This window comes from Nitrospira sp. BLG_2, assembly GCF_049222245.1.
The window spans coordinates 1-2,073 of the sequence record NZ_JBLYIG010000397.1 but is presented as its reverse complement, the minus strand read 5'-3'; the positions used below and the strand labels follow the sequence as shown (position 1 = coordinate 2,073).

The window sequence follows — 2,073 nt, the reverse complement described above, 5'->3', positions numbered from 1 at the left end:
AGCCTATCCTGGATGGATGCGTGAGTCTGTGGCGCCGTGGCTTCCGCCCGGTGCTCTCCCCTTTGTGACCATCTGCGGCGCGCTCTCCACCATGGGTAACGAATGCGGGATGGATGGTTTTTATGCCGCCCGTCTTCGGAAAAAGGGGGGGTAATGGGTCATCCGATTCATATTGCGCCTTCGATTCTTTCCGCCGATTTCGCACGATTGGCCGATGAGGTGGCAGCGGTGGAGCGGGCGGGGGCAGACCTGCTTCATGTGGATGTCATGGACGGTCATTTCGTGCCGAACCTGACGGTTGGGCCACCCATCGTCGAAAGTCTGAAAAAAGTCACCAAACTGCCCCTTGACGTTCATTTAATGATCACCAACGCCGATGCGTTCATCCCTGAGTTTGCTGAAGCGGGCGCCGATTATCTGACCGTCCACGTCGAGGCCTGTCCGCACCTCCATCGAACGATTCAATCCATTCGGGAACGAGGAGTCAAGGCCGGAGTCACGTTGAATCCGGCCACGCCAATCTCGCTGCTTCAAGAGATCATGGGAGATGTCGATCTCGTATTGATCATGTCCGTGAATCCAGGGTTTGGGGGGCAGACATTCATCCCAGCGGTGTTCAAGAAAATCGCCCAGGCGCGGGTCATGTTGGATGCAATCAACAGCCATGCATTGCTCGAAGTGGATGGCGGTGTGAAGGTCGATAATGCCAGGGAAATCGTAGCCGCCGGCGCAACGGCTCTCGTGGCAGGGTCCGCTATTTTTTCCGAACATGACTATACGGCCACGATCGCGGCCATGCGAGCCGCCGCAGAGACGGTTGTTCCACAGAAGTCCCGCGCAGCGGTCAATCGATAGGCCATTAGGGTGGACATTTCGGCAGTCATCGACAGCCTTCATCCTCTCGAAATCAAAGTCCTCACGACGTTTGGCGCTCGTCCGCCTGGAGCGGCTCTGGACGGCGAGCAGTTGGCCGCGGCCGCTGAATTAGAGCCTTCCCAACTCAGCATGGCAGTCGAGTGGTTATTGGCCAAATCTCTCATCACGGTGCAGACGGAAACCGTGACTCCCATAGTCTCGTTGACGAAGATCGGGATGGAGTATTACCAAACCGCCTCGCCTATCGAACGAGTCTTGGCGGCTGCGCGGGAAGCCACCGGTACCGGGAAAAGGCTGACCATCCCCGACCTTCAGTCGCAAGAAGGGCTGGACCCGTCCGATGTGAGCAAGGCCGTCGGGCGACTCAAGAAGGAAGGGGTGGTCCTGATCATCCAAGGAGGTTGCATCGAAACGACCGGGCGGCAGAGTCCGACGGCCGAGGCACTCCGAACCATCCTGGGAGAAATACATGATTCGCCGAAGGAGCTGAAGAGCTTCACGGAAGCCCATCGGCAGGTCATTGAAGACTTTGCCGTGAAACGTGGCAATGCCAAAGAGCCATTCAGGGTGGACGATCGTGTGACCCGCTCATTCATGTTGTCGCCCGACGGGGGGGGGGCGGCGGCACAGCTGCTGAGGCAAGGAATTGCTGAAGAAGTCTCGCAGTTGACTCCCGACCTGTTGAAGGATGGGAGTTGGCGCCAGAAACGATTTAGAAAGTACACGATCAGTCTGCGCCCGCCTCGTATCGGAATCGGAAAGAAACATCCCTATCGAGAATTTCTCGATACGGTCAAAGCCAAACTCGTGAGCATGGGATTCCAAGAGATGCGGGGGGCGCTCGTCGAAACGGAATTCTGGGATATGGATGCCCTGTTCATGCCGCAATTCCATCCGGCCCGTGACATTCATGATGTCTATTTCGTCAAGGAGCCAAGCCATACCATCGCCGTGGACGAGCCGTTCTTGTCGCGTGTCGCCGAGGTGCATGAGAACGGCGCGGAGACCGGTTCCACGGGCTGGGGCTATTCGTTTGATGTGCATCGGGCGAAACGGTTGGTGTTGCGGAGTCAGGGCACGGCGGTTTCGGCTCGAACGCTTGCCGCCTCGCCAAGCATTCCCGGGAAGTATTTCTCGATCGCCCGGTGTTTCCGCTATGACCAAGTCGACGCCACCCATGCGACGGATTTCTTCCAG

At 57.7% G+C, this 2,073-nt stretch carries 2 protein-coding genes; both read left to right on the top strand.

Translation table 11 applies throughout. From position 1 onward, the window contains the following. Positions 1-153 precede the first annotated feature (153 nt). The gene (gene rpe / locus ACOSYY_RS10980; protein ID WP_421662400.1) at positions 154-855 is read left to right on the top strand and encodes a ribulose-phosphate 3-epimerase; all 702 of its coding nucleotides are present in this window, start codon (positions 154-156) and stop codon (positions 853-855) included. A 9-nt stretch (positions 856-864) separates the two neighbouring features. After that, the coding region (gene pheS, locus ACOSYY_RS10975; protein WP_421662399.1) for a phenylalanine--tRNA ligase subunit alpha at positions 865-2,073 on the top strand (1,209 nt) is incomplete at its 3' end.